We start from the raw sequence: 15753 nt of genomic DNA on the forward strand, positions 1-15753 counted from the left end.
TCTTTAGTGCGAAATTGTTATGCTTATATATAGGTTAAGTTTATTCACTGTGGTGTTTTTTTTATTAACAGCGTGTGATTTTTCTAAAAATACAGATGAAAAATTTCTTAAAAACGCCCAGTGCGAAGCCAATTTACCGTGTACTTTTTCAAATGATGTTAAAGTATGGTTAAGCGAGAAAAACCTTTCCCCCGAAACCCCATTTACTATCTTTAGTGACTTACCTGCAAACGTTACAATTCAAGATGCCAAGCTTAAAGGCATCACTATGTACATGGGTTACATTCCCCAAAAATTTAAAAAACATAATGATGTTTGGCAAAGTAATACTATGGTTGGTATTTGTTCAGAGCAAAATATGCTTTGGAATTTAGAACTAACCGTTAAAGATAATGCCACCTCTGTAATACAAACACTCAATTACTCATTTTACGTAACGTATTAAAGTTGCGACAACAAACTCTTGTATACAGCTTACATTTTTGATGTGAGTTCGTTTTCTTATACATACGATTATTTGAGTGACAAGATCAATAAAATTGCCTTTTTAGGTTTTAATACTGACAAAACTTCAATAGTGAATATGTGCTCTCAAAAAGTTCAACTTTAATTACGACTGAATAAAAAATCTAATCAAAAAACCTTCCAAAGAGGCTAAATAAGACTATTTAAGCACCAAGTATGCATAAATATGGTTATTAATTAACATTTAGTTTTGCGGTTTTAATAATGTGCTGTGATTAAGTTGTTAATTTGTCTGTTTTTGGTACATAGTTCAATTAATTACATTTGATTACAAAGTGAATCACTTTGGTTTCAGGTGTGTTTCTAATGTTTCCTTATCTTTTCAAGGTATTGTTTTTGAAGTGTATTTATTAATTAACACTGAAACATAATGTAACCTATGTACCTACTATGGTTATTCCATTTTATTTCTTGATATAAATTGAGCTGCCGTTAAGTTTTCGTTCAGTTAAAAGCGCCTAAGTTGCCCACCTGACTCACTATTCTAATAAAAAGTGAGCATTACCAATAAAGGTAAATTTCCAACAAGTAGGGTTCTTTCATGAAAAAATCAACTCTTGGTTTAGCTGTAATCGCAGCATTTCCAATGTTCTCAAGTGTGCAAGTTCTTGCTGCTGAAGACTCAGCACAAGCAATCGAAAAAATTCAAGTAACGGGTTCTCGCATTAAGCGCGCAGATATGGAAACCGCTAGCCCAGTTACTATTATCGGTGCTGACGATATTGCTGCTTCAGGCGCAGTATCAGTAGATTCTGTACTACAAAAAATGACCGCTACAGGCGGCGCAATGACAAACCCAGGTATCAATAATGGTTCTGGTGGTAATGCATCAATTGATTTACGTGGTTTAGGTTCACAACGTACTTTAGTACTTGTAAACGGCCGCCGTATGATCAACTCAGGTACAGGCGCAGCTTCTACAGTTGATTTAAATACTATCCCAGTATCTATGATCAAGCATATTGAAGTACTTAAAGATGGCGCATCTGCTGTTTATGGTACTGATGCTGTTGCGGGTGTTGTAAATATTATCTTAAAAGATAACTTTGAAGGCCTAGACCTTAATGTTAAATCAGCAATCACTACTGAAGGTGACGCAGATGAAACGTCTTTTGATATTACAATGGGTGGTAACTTCGGTCGTGGTAACGTTGTAATCGGTTTGCAGTACACAGACCGTGGCGATGCTTCTCAGGCTGATCGTAGCTTTTCTGATTGTCCATTAACTGAAGATGGCGATGGCAGTGCTCCGTACTGTTCTGGTTCTTCTTATACTCCTAATGGCCATGTTTGGTCAGGTGATGAATCTTTACAAGGTCAAGCTGATAATGGTTGGCACGACTTTGGTACTAGTGATGCTTACAACTATTCGCAATCTAGCTACTTATACACGCCAATGCGTCGTTTAAACCTTACAGGTATTGGTAGTTTTGATTTAACTGATGACACGCGTTTATACTCTGAATTTACATACTCAAAACGTTGGTCAGAGCAGCAATTAGCACCTCAACCAGTATGGTTCGACTTTGACTACGCTGAGTGGATGGGTGATTCTTTAATCGACCAAAATATTAATTACGGTGATGAAGTTTCTTACGGCCGTCGTATGGTTGACACTGGTACACGTGATTCATCTCAAGTAGTTGATACAGTTCGTTCTGTTATCGGTGCTGCAGGTTATTTAGATAACGGTTTAGAGTGGGATACATCAGTAATTTTTGGTCGTAATGACTCAGTAGATCGCTTAAGCAACCTTCACAATATGGGTTCAATTCAAAGCGAAATTGAAGCTGGTAACTTTAACCCACTTTCACAAGCTTCATGGTCAAGCAGTAGCTTTAGTGATTATGTTTACACTGAGCAAAACTCAGGCGGTAGTCAATTATTTATGATTACAGCTGCGCTTTCTGGTGAGTTAATGGAAGTACCTGCGGGCTTTGTAGGTTTTGCTGCAGGTCTTGAACGCCGTGAAGAAAAAGCGTGGTACACACCAGATTCGATCACTTCACAAGGTCTTGCAAATGACCCACGCGTTGATGCAACAAGCGGTCGTTTTGATGTAAACGAAGCATACCTTGAGCTGGCTATTCCTTTAGTTGCAGATGCTTATCTTGCACAAAATGTAGAATTAAGCGCTGCGATCCGTGCTTTTGATTACAGCACATTTGGTTCTGATGAAACGTGGAAACTTGGTTTAACTTGGCGTGTAAACGACGAATTAATGCTTCGTGGTGTTCGTTCTACAGCTTTCCGTGCTCCTACAGTCGCTGAGCTATACTCAGGTGATTCTCCATCTTATGAGCAAGTTAGCTTCACCGGTGCACAAGATCAGGCTGAAGTAACCGTTGGTGGTAATGACCAATTAACACCTGAATTAGCTGATACAGTTACCGTTGGTGTAGTTTACGAACCAGAATGGTTTGAAGGTTTCTCAATGACGTTAGATTACTACGACATTGAAATCGAAAACGCTATTGCTACAGTAAACAACCAATACATTGTTGATTCATGTCTTGCAACAGATGGCTCTTTAGCGAATCAATCAACAGCACTTTGTAGCTCAGCAAATATCGATTTTAACCAAAGCACAGGTCGTATCGCGTTTAATAACCAACTACAAAACGTAGGTTATGAGCAAACAAAAGGTTATGACTTAAACTTAAATTACAAATTTGATTTAGCTGGCCTTGCTTGGAATACGTCATTAGATGTTACTTACCTTGACGAGTACACTGTTGATGTTATTGAATCAAGCATTGATTACGCTGGTTTAATTACTTCTGGTATAGGTGGTTATGCTGATGTAAAAGCAAACTTTGAGCTAGATGTTAAAGGTGATGCTTGGTCTGCTAACTACAAAGCACGTTACATTGCAGGAATGGATAGCTACAGCTGTTTAGGTAAAGAATCTACATGTTATGCACCAACAACACCATCTGTTGTTTACCATGATGTGAGCGGTTCTTACTTTATCAGCGACATGGTTTCGTTAACTGCGGGTGTAAATAACTTATTCGATAAGCAACCACCATACTACTCAGGTAACAACGATTCTAATACTGACCCGTACACATATGATGTACTTGGCCGTCGTGTATTTGCTGGTGTAAACGTTAAATTTTAACTAGCACATTAATCTTATTAAGGCTCAGTCTTTACTGAGCCTTTTTTATTGAACAAAATAAAGGAGACAAGTACACTAAAACGATATTTTAGAAGGAGAACTGATTGTTAAAACAAGATGAAAACTTATCTTTTGTCATTGAACCAGAACTAACTCCTCGTTCTGAACAGCGCATAGATCTGTATTTTTCTATCCCTAATGAAATGGGGATCAATCCGCAAACACTTACCGAAGAATCTTACTTTAATAACCACTTTAAATCGCACTTAGCGTATAACGCTAACAATATACACTTGCCTTTAGTGCGAAGCCGTTTTGTTAGTAAAAACAAAGGTGAGCAACAAGATTACCGGCAAAACCTTAATTTATTTTGTTACCAAGTACGTTTAGCCCTTGATGCCGATATAAAAGACGCGTTAAAAATTGATGAGGCCGAAGATTTTTATAAACGTGCTAACGAGGTATATGAGCAAAGCGAAGGGCTTTTAAAAAAGCTGCGTCGCTACACACCAGATGACGAAAAACTACTGCCATTTTTTACCAATGCTGATAACTATTTAAGTTGGCATGTTGAGCAATCTTTTTTAAAGCTTTTAGATGAAGGCCCACGTAGTAGCGATTATGCAAAAGAGCGTAACGATTTACTGCAGTTTTGTAAAAGCGAAAATACGTATCGAGCAGAGAAAAGCTACAACTCTGAAACCACTATGCAAGACGCAAATCGAATAACAAATAAAATGCGCTTGTTACAACGCTTGATTGAGCACGGCGTAATATTACAGCGTCAAACGCGGTTTCTTAACAGTTACCTTAAACGATTAGTTAAAGGCACTGTAACAGCCGTTATTATGGCATTTGTGATGGTTGTAATACTTAATGCCCGCTCAACGTTTACGGAAGTAACCGCGACGCTTATTTTAATTTTAGGGGTTATTTACGGGCTACGTGAAATATTTAAAGAAGATATTACACGTATGATTTGGCGAGCCATTGTACAAGGGCGACCTAAGTGGCGATTTAGTTTTAAAAATAGTATTACCAAAGACAAAGTAGCGAGTCAGTTAATTTGGCTTGAATACATGCGCTTTAAAAAAATACCTAAAGAAGTGAAATCTATTTTTTCAAAACGTCGTCAACAAAATAAACAAGCTGCGCAGTGGTTACACTTTGCAAGTGAGACACGTGTTAGTGCGAAAGAATTTTTGCCCGGCTACGATACACTACAGCACACGCTACAATTTAATCTTGCACCATTTGCACGTTATTTAAAACGTGGTGAAGGGAAGCTATATCATTTAGACAGTAATAAAATTTCTAAGCAGGCTGTAGAAAGGCGTTATCAATTAAACATGGTACTTGTTCTAACTGAGGAAGATAAAACACTCTATCAACGCTATAAAATAACGTTAAATCGCAGTAAAATCGTTAATATTGAGCTTATCTACTCCAAAAAATGAGTTTTATTAATTTAAAAAGGGGCTGATACAATCAGCCCCTAATATTTGGTCAGTTTATTTATTAGCTAAGCCATGTTTGCTATATAAAGTTACTTTGTCTGATACTAGTGTGATCTCGATATTTTTTGCTTCATCGCCCCATATACAGTTAGTATGCAGTGTTTTTTCAACACAGTTATCAGCACTGCCTAAAATAGTTTCAACTTCAGTCTTATCCATGCCTACTTTAATTTTTTCATAATTTTCAAGACTTACCTTAGAACAAGCCGCAAGGCTTAATGTAGCTGCGATGATAAGGAGTTTTTTCATTGTTATATCCTACTTAATATTAATGTTTGAATTTTCTGATCTGGACAATCATGCCCATTCGTGGGTGGTCAAAGTAATGTACTTCACCACTAATTACACGTCTAAACTGAGAAAAACGGGCTGACTCTATATCGCCGTTTTCTAGCTTTTGGCTAATATCAAAATTAGCTGTTATGTATAAATAATGTCGTAAATGTATTTTAAATAAACCGTCTAGTTCCCATTCTGCTTTTGATTGATCTGGGTCGTTAAATAGCGCCGGTTGTGAATTCAATAAACTTACAAAATCAGGGTTTGAATAGCTAGGTGTTACATTGGGTTCATTTTTAAGATGCTTACCCGCTATTAAATGCATGCTTGGGGCGCGTGACTTGCTTGCACCTTCAAAGCGCCAGCCAGTATGTAGAATAGGTGTTAAGCCTTTGCGGTCTAGTTGCCTATACTGCGCTTTGAATTGCAGCTGTTGCGGCGCTAATAAATAGGTTTGCTGCATATCATCTTTAGCGGGTGCTAAAGGCGTTACAGGTAGCTCATCGTAGCTTTGTAGGTAGTTAATACTGTTGTCACATACACCCGATTGCGGGTTTGAATTAACTAATGAATCAGTAAAAGTGCGTTTTTGAAAACGCTCATCGCCATCTATGCAGGCCTGCATTGCTTGTTCAGTGTAAAGAGGGGTCAGTAAGTCTAACGTATTTTTATCTTCGATAGCTTTGTGCTTAAGGCTAAAGTCTTCTTGTAAATACGGGGCAGGGCGCTGTTTAAATACAAGCACCTCAACCTCAAACCAGCGTTCTGCAAATGCAGTGCTGCTAAATAAGCAGCATAAAACAATAAGCGATTTTTTTAGCAACATTAATGGCTAACCTTTTTTTCGAAATCTGCAATCATTGCAGTGACCATTTTTAAGCGTTCGCGGGCATTTGCCTCACTAATTGCAAAGCGCAGTTTATTTGCGCCATCCATTTTGTACACCTTAGGCGCACTTTGTATCAAGCCAATGATGAAGCTAGGGTTAACCTTGGTATCTTGGCTAAACTCAAAGTAACCACCTTTTGGGTTTGCCTCAATTTTAGTTATACCTAAATTACTAGCCTTCATTTTTAATAATTGTAGGCTAAATAGGTTTTTAGCAGCATCAGGTAGTAAACCAAAGCGGTCTATTAGTTCTACCTGAAGTTCATCCATATCATCAAGGTTAGCACAACTTGCAATGCGCTTATACATACCCAAACGTGCATTAACATCGTGTATGTAGTCATCAGGTAATAATGCAGCCAGTTTTAAATCTACTTCGGTTTGTTTTTGAAGTAGGTTTTCAAGCGTTGGCTCTTTACCTTCGCGCAGCGCATTTACTGCTTGTTCGAGCATTTCCATATACAAACTAAAGCCGATGGTTTGCATTTGGCCTGATTGATCATCGCCAAGTAGCTCACCCGCACCACGAATTTCTAAATCGTGTGTAGCGAGGGCAAAACCTGCACCTAAATCCTCTAATGATTCAATTGCTTGTAAGCGTTTACTCGCATCTTTAGAAAGCGCTTTAGGATCACCTGTTAGTAAGTAGGCATACGCTTGATGGTGGCTTCGCCCAACTCGTCCACGTAATTGGTGTAACTGGGCAAGGCCGAGTTTATCTGCTCTGTCCATGATAATGGTATTAGCCGTAGGCACATCAATACCGGTTTCGATAATCGTGGTACATACCAGCACGTTGTATTTTTGATGGTAAAAGTCAGTCATTATTTGCTCAAGCTCTTGCTCGCGCATTTGGCCATGGGCTGTAGTCACACTGGCTTCAGGTACCCATTCACTAATTTCTTGTGCAACACGCTCAATAGTTTCTACGTTGTTATGTAAAAAGTAAACTTGGCCACCGCGTTTAATTTCTCGCAGTACCGCTTCGCGTATTAGTTCTACATCGCGTTGGCGTACAAAGGTTTTTACCGCTAAACGTTTAGCCGGTGGCGTTGCGATTATCGATAAATCGCGCATGCCGCTCATGGCCATGTTGAGTGTACGAGGTATTGGTGTTGCAGTCAGTGTGAGTATGTCTACATCGGCGCGCAGTGCTTTAATTTTCTCTTTTTGGCGAACACCAAAGCGATGTTCTTCATCAACAATTAACAAGCCTAAATCGTTAAATTTAATGTCTTGCTGAATAAGCTTATGCGTACCAATAACTATATCGAGCTTACCATTGGCCATTTTTTCAAGTGTGTCTTTTTGCTCTTTAGTGGAGTTAAAGCGCGAAAGTACACCTACTTCAATAGGAAAATCAGCAAAGCGGTCTTTAAAGTTTTCATAGTGTTGTTGAGCCAGCAGGGTGGTGGGCACTAAAATAGCTACCTGCTTATCATCGTTAACTGCTACAAAAGCAGCGCGCATGGCCACTTCTGTTTTACCAAAGCCTACGTCACCACACACTAAGCGATCCATGGCTTGTTTTGATTGCATATCACCTAATACGGCTTCTATGGCGTTGCGCTGATCGTCAGTTTCTTCAAACGGAAAGCTATCGCTAAATTGGCGATATGCAGGGGCGTCTAGAGTAAATTTATTACCAGGTTTTGCTTGGCGCTGAGCATAAATGTCGAGTAATTCAGCGGCGACATCGCGAACTTTTTCAGCCGCACGTTTTTTTGCTTTTTCCCACGCATCTGAGCCAAGCTTATGCAGCGGGGCGCTGGCTTCTTCACCGCCAGAGTAGCGACTAAGCATATGCAATGCAGATACTGGCACGTAAAGTTTAGCTTCACTTGCGTAAGTAATCGTAACAAACTCAGTCACTACACCTGCAGCATCAATTGTTTGCAAACCTTGGTAACGCCCAACACCGTGATCAAGATGCACAACAGGTTGGCCTTCTTTAAGCTCAGCTAAATTACGGATTAGCGCATCTTGGCTGGCTTCGTACTTGTGCTTGCGGCGTCTGCGCTGAGATACTTTTATGCCAAGCAGTTCTTGCTCGGTAATAATAGAAAGGCTTGGTTTAGTACCAAGTATGACACTTTGTTCAAGCGGGCTTACTATTAAACCTACATCACTCGCGCTTTTTGTAAATTGTTCGAGTGTTTCAAATTCTTTAAATTTTAAACCGCTTGGTTTTAAAATGCTCAGTAATGATTCGCGACGACCGTCCGATTCAACACTGAGTAATATGCGGCCTTTTTTCTTTTTTTGCTCTGCTACATAATTTATAAACGCGCCATAAGGTTCATGCTGTTTATGATCAATTCGAATGGCTGGCAGCTCGCTAACGCTTAAGTTTTTATTACCTGCTTTAGTGCCAAGCTTTGCAAGGGATAATCTAATACGTGCAAAATTGCCTAAATTAGAAAACAGCTCTTCAATTGGCTGATAAAGCGCATTAGGTTCAAGTAATGGACGAAGTGGGTCAACTCTGCGGTTTTCATAGCGTACATTTACATCGTGCCAAAAGTTATCTGCCGCGTGCTCTAAATCACCCAGCTGCATAACGGTTGTTGTATCTGGCAGGTAGTCAAAAATAGTCGCGAGCTTTTCAAAAAATAATGGCATGTAGTATTCAATACCTGCAGGCCAGTTACCTTTGCTTACTTGCATGTAAACTGAATCTTGTTGCGAGCTTGCGCCAAATTTTTCACGGTAGCTTATTCTAAAGCGTTCAATATCAGCGTCGTTAGTAGGAAATTCATGCGCTGGAAGTAGCTCAATTTTATCTACTTTTTCATCAGAGCGCTGTGTTTCTACATCAAATAAGCGAATGGTATCGAGTTCGTCATCAAAAAAGTCGAGTCTAAATGGGTGTGGGCTACCCATTGGGTATAAGTCAACGATAGAGCCGCGTATAGCGTATTCGCCGTGCTCCATTACTTGTTGAACATTTAAATAACCAGCTTGCTCTAAGTTGTCACGAAAGTTATGTGTGTCTAGCTTGTCGCCTACTTTAAAGTTTATTGTTGAACCGTAAATAAATGAGGCCGGGGCTGTGCGCAACATTAAAGTAGATACAGGCACAATTAACACACTTTGTTGTTCTTTTTTTAAGGTGTTTAAAGTGGCCAAACGGGCTGAAATAATATCTTGATGGGGAGAAAAATGATCGTATGGCAGAGTTTCCCAATCAGGAAATACCATGACTGGGTTATCGGGTAATAAATATTCTAATTCTGTTTCAAGGCGCAGTGCACTTGGTGTATCCGGCGTAACAATTAAGACTAAGTTATCTTGTTGTTTAACGCCTTCAGCAATAGCAATACTTAAACCACTTCCGCTTAGCTGGCCCCATTGAATTTTATCTTTATGAGATTTTACCCAAGGCAAGGCTGCCCATTGCTCAAACGCCATTTATTACTCCATTTATAGTTGGCTCTTAGCAAGTAAGAGCCATCTTGAGTTAAGATTACTTAGTCTCGGTATATTTTTGTTAGGTCTTTATAGTGATCAATTCTACGGTCACGTAAGAAAGGCCAAATACGTCTTACGTTTTCTGAGCGTTTTTGATCAATTTCTACTACTAAAATTTGCTCATCAGTATTATTAGCCTCTGCTAATAGTTCACCTTGTGGGCCTGCAATAAACGAATTGCCCCAAAACGAAATACCATCGCTTTGCGCACTAGGGTCACTTTCATGGCCAACGCGGTTACAGCTAATTACCGGCACGCCATTGGCAACAGCATGGGCACGCTGGCTAATAACCCACGCATCTTTTTGACGAGTTTGCTCAGCAATGTCGTCGTTAGGATCCCAACCGATAGCGGTTGGGTAAATTAATACCTCAGCGCCAGCCATTGCCATTAAACGTGCAGCTTCAGGAAACCATTGATCCCAACATACTAGCACGCCTAATTTACCTACTGAGGTTTGAATAGGCTCAAAACCGATATCACCTGGGGTAAAGTAAAATTTTTCGTAAAAACCTGGATCATCAGGAATATGCATTTTGCGGTATTTACCTGCAATACTGCCGTCTTGCTCTAATACAACCGCAGTATTGTGATAAAGGCCCGTAGCGCGTTTTTCAAATAAAGACGCGACAATAACAATGCTTAGCTCTTTAGCAAGCTCACCTAAGGCATTACTGCTAGGGCCTGGAATGGTTTCGGCTAAATCAAATACGTCAACATTTTCGGTTTGGCAAAAATAGAGGCTTCGGTGTAGCTCTTGGAGTACAACCAGTTTTGCACCTTTTTGAGCGGCTTCACGAATGGCACTTATTGATTTTGCCATATTGTCCTGAGCGTTATCGGTATTGCTTTGTTGCACTAACGCAACGGTTAATTTTGCAGGGCTTGTCATTGTGCTGCTCCAGCTAAAAATCCACGAGGTAATTGCATTGTAATACAGTGCAGGCTGCCAAATTGTTCAATAATTGGTTGGCAATTTACGCCAATAATAGTGTGTTGTGGGTATGCTTTTTGAACTTGCGCAAGAGCACGCTCATCATTGGCATCATTATACGTTGGCACAAGCACAGCATTATTAATAATTAAGTAGTTAGCGTAGGTAGCCGGTAAGCGTGTTTGCTCATCGTCATAAGCGGCTTTTGGCCACGGTAACTCAATTAAGTTATATGGGGTGTTATCGGCAGTTTTAAAGGTTTTTAGTTGTTTTTCCATCGCATCAAGTGCGCTAAAGTGCTCATCAGTTTTATCGTCACACTGCACATATACAAGGGTATTATTTGGTGCAAAACGCACTAAGGTATCAATGTGGCTGTCGGTGTCATCGCCCGCTAAATAGCCATGTTCAACCCATAAAAAACTCGTCGCGCCTAAGTGCTCTTTCAAAAGTGCTTCAATATCATTTGGGTTTAAATCAGGGTTACGGTTTTTATTAAGCAAACATTCGCTGGTTGTTAGCAACACACCGTGCTCGTTTATTTCAATACCGCCACCTTCAAGTACCATATCGAGCGCTTGATATTGGTTGTGTGCGCTGCTGAGCTCTTTTACCAAAGTACGATTAATTTGATTGTCTAATGCGCTTTCAAACTTATTGCCCCAACCATTAAAAGTAAAATCATATACTTTTAGTTGCTCTGGTGAATCAATTGCGGCGCAAGTAAGCGGACCATGATCGCGCGCCCATGTATCGTTAGTAGGCGTTACTACAAAATGAACACGATTAAGAGAGACGTTAGCACTATTTAGTAATGCTGTAATATGCACTTTTAAGGCACTGTTATGCGCCACAATAACAAGCTGTTGCTGCGTTGTTATGTGTTTAGCAAGTTCAATATATACAGGTTCTACACGCGCTAAGTTGTCGGCCCAATCGGTGTCTTTGTGAGGCCATGTAAGCATAACAGCGTCTTGCTCGGCCCATTCTGGTAAAAGTCTAAAGTTCATGAATTTTATATACTAATTAAGATGGCGCTAGTTTAGCATTTTACATAAAGATGTCAGCTAATTATCACTGTTTAGCTCGCCTTGGTTTTGATCAAGTTCTTGACGTTTTTTAAGTTGTCGGGTTTGAGCATGTAAACTCGCTCTAACAATAAGTTCTTGGTCTGTGGTTCTAATTGCGGTAAAGAGCATAGTGTATTGGTAGTGTTCGCTATCTTGTTTTTCTACTGCCACAACTTCGGTGTAACAATAAACCGCAGAGGCCTCGTGGTGCAAAAACAGTTTGGTTCTAAATGCTTGGCCAATTGAGTGTACTTCGGGTGATGTAAAACGAATACCGCCACCGCCGTAGCTATCACATTGTATTGCGTTATCTTGGGCTTGTTCTGAGGCCAAAATATGGCTCATTATTAAATCTATTTTACGTGACTGCGCTTGTAAAAAAGTAGCTAGCTCTTGTGCTATATCGCCTAAGTTACGCAGTGGGCGTAACGAGCTTTGCTCAAGCTCACTTACTTCATTTGCTAATCTAAATAGTGGGGGAATGTCGTCTTCAAGCTCAAGCTGCGATTTAGGAACTTGTCCGTTTGATACGGGGAATAAATTTACTCTTATACTTTCATTAATTTGAAAGTACTGCTCAAACTCACCTAATCTTTCACTATTCATTATGTTCTCCACCACGTATTTATTTAATAGTAGCGTTGTGAGTACTAAATTGCTAGCAGATAAAATAACGCATAGCGGGCTAAATGCTTTGTTTACATTCAATTTTTAACATACTAATTATGAAAATAAATACACTAAGACATATTTAGGGTTAGTTACAAAAAAGCGGCCAATGTCATCCTAACATTGGCCGCTTGGGTATTGATTCATCAGCGTGTACTTATTTAAGTAGAGCGGCTAATTCATGTAAATCTTTCACAACATGATCTGGTTTTTTAGCTAATGGGTAAAGTGCTTTACCTGGGCGTGCTATAAAAGTGGTTTGTAAGCCAGCTTCTTTTGCACCAGCAACATCCCAGCCATGGGCTGCAACCATCATTGCTTCATTTGGTGCTACGTTTAGCTTTTTAAGTACCCACTCATACGCACGTAAGTCTGGTTTGTAAATTTTAATATCTTCAATGCTGTAACGCGCATCAAAGTAAGACATTAAACCAGCGCTTTCAAACTGTGCCTTTACACCTTTGTTTGAAGAATTTGTAAGGCTTACTAACTTATAGCCCTGTGCTTTGAGTTTTGCCAGTCCTTCTTTAACATCGCTGTGTGGAGGAAGCGTTAAAAGAGGCGTAACAATAGCTGTTTTAGCTTGTTTACTTGTAATATCAATGTTGTTGTTTTGAGCAACCATAAGAAGTGACGCCACACCGATTTGCCCAAAGTCGTGATAACTACCGCTTACTGTATCTACTAATGAATGATGCAGCATAGTTGAAAACCACAGTGGTAATAAATCTTCACGTCCGCCTAGCGCTTTACCAATAGAGGTACGCATTGACGTTAAATCAAGTAGGGTTTCATTTACATCAAAAATAAGCACTTTAGGTTTTGCTTGTTCTTTTGGTTCATCAGCGACTGCATAACCAGATACAAGGCTTGTGCCCACAAGTAGTGAAAGAGTAAGTGTTTTTAACGATTTTAAAATAGACATTAATTATTCTCCGATTCAAGTGCTGTCATAACATCAATAGGTTCTGCGCGTAGGGTGTAATCTTCGCTTAAAAATGCGTATGTAATAACACCTTCTTGGTTTATCACATAGGTGGCCGGTAGCGGTAATTTAAAGCTTTTATCGCCGTAGTAGTGTTCAAAATCAATACCAAATTGTGTATATAACGCTTGAATACGCTCATCAAGTGTAAACAATAAACCAAATTGCTCAGCTACTTTATTGCTCACATCGCAAAGCACGTCAAATTCAAGGTCGTTTTTTTGTGCAGTTGAGAGAGTTTCATCAGGTAGTTGTGGTGATATTGCGACTAACTGAGCACTTTGAGTTTTAAATTGTGGTAAGTAGTCGTTAAGTGCTTTTAGTTCTAAATTACAATATGGGCACCAGCCACCACGGTAAAAGCTAATAATTACCGGGCCTTTTTTTAATAAATCTGCAAGCTCAATGTTTTCGCCGTTATGGTTGGCTAAGCTAAAGTTTTCTACTTTTTGACCAATTTGCAATGCATTGTCTTTAATATGCTGTGCAATTAGCTCTTCGTTTGTAGTGTTCATTAGTGCCAAAACGTCAGCCGGTAATTTGGCATCTTTTTGTACGTTATAGGCATCTATTTGCGCTTTTAAACTCATGATTGAACCTCAATAATTAGACTATTTGCAATTATAGTGTTTTAGATATTTAAATAAACATTGCAATACTGAAAGCTTCATTCGAAAATATTAAACATTGAAAAGTGCACAATGGCATCTTTATGTATAATTTAAGCGACCTAGAAACATTTATAGCTGTAGTTGAAAATAAGGGCGTACTTGCTGCTGCCCGCGAGCAGCGTTTATCGCCTGCAACGGTGAGCCATCGCTTAAGTAAACTAGAGCGTGAGCTTGCTACAGTACTTGTTTTTAGAGATAGCAGGCGAGTACGGTTATCTCCCGCAGGTGAAATATTTTATACGCGTGTGGGGGCTATAATAGAAGCTCTTCACGATGCTGAGCATAGTATTGGCGCGCGTAGCTCATCGGTGAGTGGTTTACTACGCGTGACCATGCCGCCTTGGGTTTTTTCAAAATACGTAATGCCTAAACTCAATGAGTTTGAGCAAGCTTACCCTGAACTAAAGCTTGATTTTTTAATAACGGATCATTTTGTAAATGTGGTTGATGACGCGCAAGATGTTGCAATTAGGGTGGGAAAATTAAATGACTCAGGATTACTTTCTCGTAAAATCGTAAACAATAGTCGCATACTGTGTGCAGCCCCTAGCTATATAGAAAAGTACGGCATGCCTGAAAATTTAACGCAATTGAGTGAACATTATTGGGTTTGCCTGCCGTGGCAACGCCAGTTAAAGCTTTTTGACGAACACAAAAAAATACATACCTTTAATGCTAAAACTCGTTTTACTATTTCAAACTCCGATAATATGACACAAGCTGCTATTGCAGGTCATGGTATCGCTATTAAGTCAAAAATAGCGATTAATGAAGATCTTAAAAACGGTATTTTGGTTGAAGTTATGCCAGGGGTAATGGCACAAGATGATGCACCGGTTTGGTTTTTACGTCCGCAAAATAGTTTAACAACCCGCAAAACCGATGTATTTTATGATTTTATGAAATCATTATTTTTGAGCTGCGAATAAGTGTTTAAATGAGCGTTTTACTCCAGTTAAAAACAAATAACCAGTAAGCTCTGCAAGCAAGGCAACAATTATGGCTGCAACAATGGCGGCTATAATAGAGTCTTTTTTCAAAATGATTTGACCTTCAAAGCGTTGCCATACTTGTTGCTTTATATCGCTCATGCCACTGATCATAGTAAATATATACGGAGATTTCTCAAACCTATTTACGGCTATCTGTAAATCTTGCTGTCGCTCGTAAAGAGTACTGATATTACTTGCCCCTTTGTTCACAATTTCATCATCAATATTTTGATAGTGTTTTATTAGCTTATTTAAATCATTATTGAAATACTTAGCTGCATCACTTTTAAAAGGCGCAACGGCATTATTAGCTTCAATTAACTGGGCTGATAGTGCTTGGCCAAAGTCACTTACAAATGCAGGTATTTGCACTCCAAGTAGTAAACCGAATGCAAAGAAACTAAGTCGTATATAATCTAAAAATTTACTCATTTATCTTCCTATGCATTTAAATAACCCAGAATTAACATTTGAGCTTGTTTTTATGTCAAAAACTCGTAATCTATTGGGGCGTGTTAACCTTTGTGGATTGAACCCAAAGGGCAGCGCATGTATGGTATTTATGCTGCGTTATCACCTATTTATGGGGAATAACCATACTACATAGGCTCTGCCTTGCCTAAATAC

General features: G+C 39.3%; 13 protein-coding genes. 4 read left to right on the plus strand and 9 right to left on the minus strand.

The features are described 5' to 3' along the window. Positions 1 to 19 precede the first annotated feature (19 nt). The 3 genes from JG479_RS06290 (at position 20) to JG479_RS06300 (ending at position 5106) form a co-directional block, all read left to right on the plus strand. Positions 20 to 445: a hypothetical protein gene (locus JG479_RS06290; protein ID WP_200220141.1), complete on the plus strand. Its 426-nt coding sequence runs from the start codon at positions 20 to 22 to the stop codon at positions 443 to 445. A 621-nt stretch (positions 446 to 1066) separates the two neighbouring features. Further along, on the plus strand, positions 1067 to 3649 hold the full coding sequence (locus JG479_RS06295; RefSeq protein WP_182671753.1) for a TonB-dependent receptor: 2583 nt from the start codon (positions 1067 to 1069) through the stop codon (positions 3647 to 3649). A gap of 104 nt (positions 3650 to 3753) precedes the next feature. Beyond that, a complete protein-coding gene (locus tag JG479_RS06300) occupies positions 3754 to 5106 on the plus strand; it encodes a hypothetical protein (protein WP_024597376.1) in 1353 nt (450 codons plus the stop codon). 54 nt (positions 5107 to 5160) lie between these two features. On the opposite strand, the gene JG479_RS06305 is transcribed toward JG479_RS06300, so the two are convergent. The 8 genes from JG479_RS06305 to JG479_RS06340 form a co-directional block, all read right to left on the minus strand. Further along, the gene (locus JG479_RS06305; RefSeq protein ID WP_002961511.1) at positions 5161 to 5415 is read right to left on the minus strand and encodes a hypothetical protein; all 255 of its coding nucleotides are present in this window, start codon (positions 5413 to 5415) and stop codon (positions 5161 to 5163) included. A gap of 19 nt (positions 5416 to 5434) precedes the next feature. Continuing rightward, complete coding sequence (locus tag JG479_RS06310; protein WP_182755755.1) at positions 5435 to 6271, minus strand: peptidoglycan binding protein CsiV; 837 nt, start codon at positions 6269 to 6271, stop codon at positions 5435 to 5437. Beyond that, positions 6271 to 9744, minus strand: coding sequence for a transcription-repair coupling factor (gene mfd / locus JG479_RS06315; protein WP_200220142.1), 3474 nt, complete (start codon positions 9742 to 9744; stop codon positions 6271 to 6273). Before mfd ends, JG479_RS06310 begins: the two co-directional genes overlap by 1 nt. Positions 9745 to 9803: 59 nt before the next feature. Then, positions 9804 to 10697 (minus strand): carbon-nitrogen hydrolase, encoded by an 894-nt coding sequence (locus JG479_RS06320; RefSeq protein WP_039490077.1) that lies wholly within the window; start codon positions 10695 to 10697, stop codon positions 9804 to 9806. Then, positions 10694 to 11749 (minus strand): agmatine deiminase family protein, encoded by a 1056-nt coding sequence (locus tag JG479_RS06325; protein ID WP_200220143.1) that lies wholly within the window; start codon positions 11747 to 11749, stop codon positions 10694 to 10696. The genes JG479_RS06320 and JG479_RS06325 overlap by 4 nt, the downstream gene beginning before the upstream one ends. A 57-nt stretch (positions 11750 to 11806) precedes the next feature. Next, a complete protein-coding gene (locus JG479_RS06330; protein ID WP_200220144.1) occupies positions 11807 to 12415 on the minus strand; it encodes a PilZ domain-containing protein in 609 nt (202 codons plus the stop codon). Between the two features lie 220 nt (positions 12416 to 12635). Continuing rightward, the gene (locus JG479_RS06335) at positions 12636 to 13403 is read right to left on the minus strand and encodes a haloacid dehalogenase type II (protein WP_200220145.1); all 768 of its coding nucleotides are present in this window, start codon (positions 13401 to 13403) and stop codon (positions 12636 to 12638) included. Further along, positions 13403 to 14053, minus strand: coding sequence for a peroxiredoxin-like family protein (locus JG479_RS06340; RefSeq protein ID WP_039490073.1), 651 nt, complete (start codon positions 14051 to 14053; stop codon positions 13403 to 13405). Before JG479_RS06340 ends, JG479_RS06335 begins: the two co-directional genes overlap by 1 nt. Before the next feature lie 122 nt (positions 14054 to 14175). Between JG479_RS06340 and JG479_RS06345 the strand changes: the two genes are divergently transcribed. Further along, a complete protein-coding gene (locus JG479_RS06345; protein WP_002961497.1) occupies positions 14176 to 15063 on the plus strand; it encodes a LysR family transcriptional regulator in 888 nt (295 codons plus the stop codon). Here the strand turns inward: JG479_RS06345 and JG479_RS06350 are convergent. Further along, the gene (locus tag JG479_RS06350) at positions 15043 to 15558 is read right to left on the minus strand and encodes a DUF2937 family protein (protein WP_200220146.1); all 516 of its coding nucleotides are present in this window, start codon (positions 15556 to 15558) and stop codon (positions 15043 to 15045) included. The genes JG479_RS06345 and JG479_RS06350 overlap by 21 nt on opposite strands. Positions 15559 to 15753 lie beyond the last annotated feature (195 nt).

Origin of the sequence: Pseudoalteromonas sp. LC2018020214, from assembly GCF_016598755.1 — a bacterium.
Classification (GTDB): Bacteria; Pseudomonadota; Gammaproteobacteria; order Enterobacterales; family Alteromonadaceae; genus Pseudoalteromonas; species Pseudoalteromonas distincta.